The sequence below is a fragment of the Armatimonadota bacterium genome (assembly GCA_031459715.1).
In the GTDB taxonomy this organism is placed as follows: Bacteria; Sysuimicrobiota; Sysuimicrobiia; order Sysuimicrobiales; family Humicultoraceae; genus Humicultor; species Humicultor tengchongensis.
In genome coordinates, this window is the sequence record JAVKIA010000065.1 from 1 (window position 1) to 5173 (window position 5173).

At 72.7% G+C, this 5173-nt stretch carries 6 protein-coding genes; all 6 read right to left on the reverse strand.

The features are described from left to right. The coding region (locus QN152_13620; protein MDR7540543.1) for a peptidoglycan binding domain-containing protein at window positions 1-558 on the reverse strand (558 nt) is incomplete at its 3' end. A gap of 57 nt (window positions 559-615) precedes the next feature. Next, window positions 616-1404, reverse strand: a complete 789-nt coding sequence (gene rlmB, locus QN152_13625) for a 23S rRNA (guanosine(2251)-2'-O)-methyltransferase RlmB (protein ID MDR7540544.1) — start codon at window positions 1402-1404, stop codon at window positions 616-618. Then, on the reverse strand, window positions 1359-2885 hold the full coding sequence (gene cysS / locus QN152_13630; protein MDR7540545.1) for a cysteine--tRNA ligase: 1527 nt from the start codon (window positions 2883-2885) through the stop codon (window positions 1359-1361). Before cysS ends, rlmB begins: the two co-directional genes overlap by 46 nt. A 52-nt stretch (window positions 2886-2937) precedes the next feature. Further along, window positions 2938-3300: a hypothetical protein gene (locus QN152_13635; protein ID MDR7540546.1), complete on the reverse strand. Its 363-nt coding sequence runs from the start codon at window positions 3298-3300 to the stop codon at window positions 2938-2940. A gap of 11 nt (window positions 3301-3311) precedes the next feature. Beyond that, window positions 3312-4496, reverse strand: a complete 1185-nt coding sequence (gene ispD / locus QN152_13640) for a 2-C-methyl-D-erythritol 4-phosphate cytidylyltransferase (protein ID MDR7540547.1) — start codon at window positions 4494-4496, stop codon at window positions 3312-3314. A 4-nt stretch (window positions 4497-4500) separates the two neighbouring features. Next, on the reverse strand, window positions 4501-5173 hold a 673-nt coding region (locus QN152_13645), incomplete at its 5' end, for a TRAM domain-containing protein (GenBank protein MDR7540548.1).

The following is a 5173-nucleotide window of genomic DNA, read 5'->3' on the forward strand; positions in this document are numbered from 1 at the left end:
CAGGGCACGCCTGATCCTCCCGATCGTCGCCGCCTGGTCCAGGACCCGTCCCTCCCGGGAGACGTCGGTGAGCACCACCTCGTCCTCCACGACCGTCACCCGGGCATCCCGCGGCGGGGCCGCAACCGCCGCGGCCAGGCGGGAGACGACCGCCCGCAGTGCGCCCTCGTCCCGGACGACCTCTAGAGGGACATCCGCGCCCCAGCGCAGCCTCCAGCGGGCCTGCAGTCTGCGGAAGGGACCGCCCTCCCGGCCGAGTGCGTAAGCAGCGGCCACCGCCCGGGCGGACTCCGCCCGCATGCCCAGCTCCGCCAGGGTGGGGCGGATCACCACCCCGGCGGCGCGCACCTCCAGCGTGCGGGCCAGGGTCGGTGCCACCACGCTCTCCACCCGCCGCAGGGCCTCCGCCGGGTCGAGGCCGGCGACGGGGATCCCGGCGATGCTTACTCCGGGCAGGATGCGACCTCGGTAGGACCGGGCCTCGCGGACGAAGGCGGCGGCAAACCCCACGGCGGCCAGCAGGACGGCGAGAGTGGCCGCGGCCAGGAGGCGCTTCACCGCCGGCCCTCAGGCAGGCAATGTCTCACCGCTGGCCCTCCTCACGCAGGCAACGCTTCATCTCTGCCTCTCCCGCAGCCGGCGGCGGACCTCGAAGAGGATGACCGCAGCGGCGGTCGCTGCGTTCAGGGAAGCCACGCGGCCGCTCATGGGGATGGCCACCAGCCGGTCGCAGGACTCGCGCACCAGTCTGCCCAGGCCCCGCCCCTCGCTGCCGATGACCAGGGCCAGCGGCGGGGCCAGTTCTGTCGTGTAGAGGTCTTGCCCCCCGGGGTCGGCCCCGGCAACCCACAGCCCCTGGCGCTGCAGGTGCCTGATGGTTCGGGCGAGGTTCGTCACCTGCGCCACCGGCAGGTGCTCCACCGCCCCCGCGGAGGCGCGGGCGACCGCAGCGGTGAGACCGCTCGCCCGCCTCGCCGGGAGCACCACCCCGTGCGCGCCGGCTGCCTCGGCCACGCGGATGATGGCCCCGGCATTCTGGGGATCCTGGATGCCGTCCAGCAGCACCAGCAGGGGGGCCTCGCCGCGGGCGCGGGCCGCTGCCAGGAGGTCATCGACCTCCGCCGTGGGACGCGGCGCTGCCAGGGCGACGACACCCTGGTGCGCGGGAGTCCGGGCGATGCGGTCCAGCCAGCGGGGATCGACCTCTTGTACGGGGACGTTGCGGCCGCGGGCGAGTCCCACGATCTCCTGCACAGACCCCCGGGCGGTGCGGGCCACCAGCAGCTTGCGGATCGACCGCCCGGCAGCCAGAGCCTCGCGCACCGGGCGCCGCCCCTCGATCTGCTCCTCCATGGCTGCTAGCGGAGCCGTCGCGGCTCCCCCGCCCGCGGGGCCGGCCGCCACCGGGCCCCTCCGGGCAGGTCCTCCACGATGATGCCCAGCTCGCCCAGGCGAGCGCGCACCCTGTCGGCCAGGGCATAGTCTCGCTGCTCCCGCGCCCGCTGCCGCCCGGCGAGCAGCGCCTGGATGACTTCCTCAGCATTCCCTTCGCCCGCGTCGGCGAAGAGGTCGGCGGCCTGGCTCCGGGCCTCCTCCAGCAGACCTCTCAGCTCCGGCAGCAGGGAGGGCTCCACGCCCGCGCGGGGAAGCGCCAGGCCGAGTACACGGGCCAGCTCGCGCAGGGCATCCGTCGCCACCCACAGACCCGCCCGCCCCCCTGCGCGCCCCGAAGCCACCGCCGCGGCCGCCTTGTTGATCTCCCCCGCCAGGGTGAAGAGGGCCGCCAGAGCCTGCGGGGTGTTGAAGTCGTCGTCCATGGCCGCCTCGAACGCCTGCCGCGCCCGTGCCGCGGCCTCCCCCAGGCCTCCCTCCGCCGCATCACTGCTGCGGGCGACGGCGTCCTCCGCGTTGGCCAGGGAGGTGCGCAGCCGCTCCAGCCCGCGGGCCGCGGCCTGCACCGCTTCGTCGGTCCAGCGCAGCGGGGTGCGGTAGTGAGTCCCCAGGAAGAAGAGGCGGATGGCATCAGGCTCGTACTGCGCCAGTGCCTGGCGCAGGGAGACGAAGTTGCCCAGGTGGCGGTGCATCTCCTCCCCCACGGGGGGCTTCATCAGAGCGTTGTGCACCCAGTAGCGCACAAACGGGGTCTTCCCCGTGTAGGCCTCCGACTGAGCGATCTCGTTCTCGTGGTGTGGGAAGATGACGTCCTGCCCTCCCCCGTGGATGTCTACCTGTGGCCCCAGGTACTGCAGGTTCATCGCGGAGCACTCGATGTGCCACCCCGGCCGCCCCGGACCCCACGGGCTGGGCCAGGAGGGCTCACCCGGCCGCGCCGCCTTCCACAGGGCGAAGTCCATAGGGTGCTCCTTGCGCGGGTCGGGCTCCACCCGGGCGCCGGCCTGCATCTCCTCCAGCGACCGCCCGCTGAGCTGCCCGTACCGGGGGAAGGAGGTGACGCGGTAGTAGACGTCGCCATCCACCGCGTAGGCGTGCCCGCGGCTGATGAGACCGGCGATAATCTCGATGATGGTGGGGATGACCTGGGAGGCGCGGGGATAGTGGTGGGCGCGGCGCACGCCCAGGGCGTCCATCTCCTGGAAGAAGCGGTCGATGTATTCCTGGGCGATGTCGAAGATGGTCCGGCCGTTCCGGAGCGCCTTCTCGATGATCCGGTCCTCGATGTCGGTGAAGTTCTGCACGTGGAGGACCCGGTACCCGCGGTACTCCAGGTAGCGGCGGACCACGTCGAAAAAGCTGTAGCTCAGGGCGTGCCCCACGTGCACCGGACCGTAGAGGTTCGGCCCGCAGACGTAGATGCGCACCAGCCCCGGCTCCAGGGGCTGAAAGGGCTCCTTCCGCCTGCTCAGGGTGTTGTGAATCCTCAGAATCGTCGCCCACCTCGTCGCTGGCCCCGGCCTTCGCCGCCGGTGCCGCGGGACGTCAGAACGGCCGCTGCAGCTCGATGGCCTCCAACTGTGCCGTCAGCTCCCACTCCACGGAGGGGCGCAGCGTCCATGGCTCCAGCCGCCGCGCTCGCCGCAGGTCAAATGCCCCCCGGTCGGTGACCACGCGGTAGTAGACGGCGTCGTACTCACGGCGGGTTTCCACCACGCGCTGGATGCGGTAGAACTCCGTTCCCCACCAGAAGCCGGCGGGCTTTCCCCTCCCCGAGCCGCGGACCACTTCCACGGCCACCGCCGCGCGCAGCGGGGCCCGCTCCACGAACAGCAGGTGAGGGGTCTCCCGGGCCCGCTCCAGGGCGCGCCGGTAGCGCCGCGCCGTCTGCGCCTTCCGCAGCCGCACCTGCGTCCGTCTCATGCCGTTTTGGAGACCGGCCGGAGAGTGGCGACCACCTGTGCGGCGATTCCCTCGCCGCGGCCGATGGCCCCCAGACCGTCGGTGGTCGTGGCCTTGATCCCCACCATCCCCTCCTCCAGGCCCAGGAGGGAGGCGATCACCGCCCGCATCGCCGGCAGGTGCGGGGCCAGGCGGGGCTCCTCCGCCAGGACCACCACGTCCACCTGCGCGGGGAGGAACCCCACCGCCTGGACCCGGGAGACCACCTCCGCCAGCAGGCGGCGACTGTCCGCGCCGCGGAAGCGCTCGTCTGGAGGGAAGTGGTGCCCGACATCAGGCAGGCCGGCCGCCCCCAGCAGGGCGTCCATGATGGCGTGCAGTACGGCGTCGGCGTCGGAGTGCCCGGAAAGCCCCCGATCGAAGGGGATGGTGACGCCGCCCAGGACGAGAGGACGTCCGGGCACCAGGCGGTGCGCGTCGTAGCCGATCCCGGTACGGAGCCCAATGCGGCCCTCCCGCTGCGCCACCACCGCCTCGGCCAGCTCCAGGTCCGCGGGGGTGGTCACCTTCAGGTTAAGCGCTTCCCCCTCCACGACACGGATCACCCCGCCTGCAGCCTCCACCAGGGCGGCGTCGTCGGTAGCCCGCAGCCCCTCCCGCCGGGCGCGGGCATGAGCCTCCCGCAACAGCGCTGCCCGGAAGGCCTGAGGAGTCTGCACCTGCCAGATGTGCTCCCGATCCAGGGTCCGACAGACGACCCCTCCGGCCACCTCCTTCAGCGTGTCCCGGGAGGGCAGGGCTGCGGTGGCCGCGCCTGTCTCCGCGGCGGCGGCCAGGACCCGGCGGACCAGGTCGGGAGTGGCCAGGGGGCGCGCCGCGTCGTGGACCACCACCCACTCCGCTTCCGGCACTGCTTCCAGCCCCGCAGCCACGGAGTCCTGCCGCTCCTCTCCCCCCGGCACCACTGCGGCGACGCGGGGAAAAGGCGCCGTATGCGCCCGGGCGGCATCCAGGTAGGCGGGGGGCGCCACCACCACGGCCGTATGCACCTGGGGAGCCTCCAGCAGCGCGCGCAACGCGTGCAACAGCACCGGCCGTCCGCCCAGGGGGAGGAAGGGTTTAGGCACCGCGCCCATCCGCCGGCCCCGACCGGCGGCGACCAGGATGGCGGCGGTGGGTGCGGAGGGGTCCACCGCGAACACGGGGCTAGCGGCGATGGGCGGTGGAGGAGCCTGCGGCCACGTCCCCCTTGGGGCGGGCGAAGATCATCCGTCCGGCGACGGTCTGCAGGACACTGGTCACCACCACGTCGGAGGTCTCCCCGATGTGCTTCTTGCCCCCCTCCACCACCACCATCGTCCCGTCCTCCAGGTAGCCGATGCCCTGCCCGGCCTCCTTGCCGTCCTTCATGATGTGGACGGTCAGCTCCTCGCCCGGGAGGTGGATGGGGCGCATGGCCTGCGCCAGCTCGTTGACGTTGAGCACGCGAACCCCCTGCAGCTCGGCGACCTTGTTCAGGTTGAAGTCGTTGGTCAGAATCCACCCGCCCACCGCCCGGGCCACACCCACCAGCCGCGCGTCCACATCGCCCTCGATCCCCGGAGGGCTGTCGATCACCTCCACGGCGTCCCACTCCTTCTGTAGCCGGTTGAGGATGTCCAGGCCGCGGCGGCCGCGGGCGCGGCGCATGGTATCCGTGGAGTCGGCAATGCGCTGCAGCTCGGCCAGCACGAAGCGGGGCACCAGCAGCGGGCCCTCCAGGAAGCCGGTCTTGCACACGTCTGCGATGCGCCCGTCGATGATCACGCTGGTGTCCATCACCTTAGGCACCACCCGGCGCGGCGGGGGGCCGTGGCTCTTTCCTTCACCCATGCGGTCC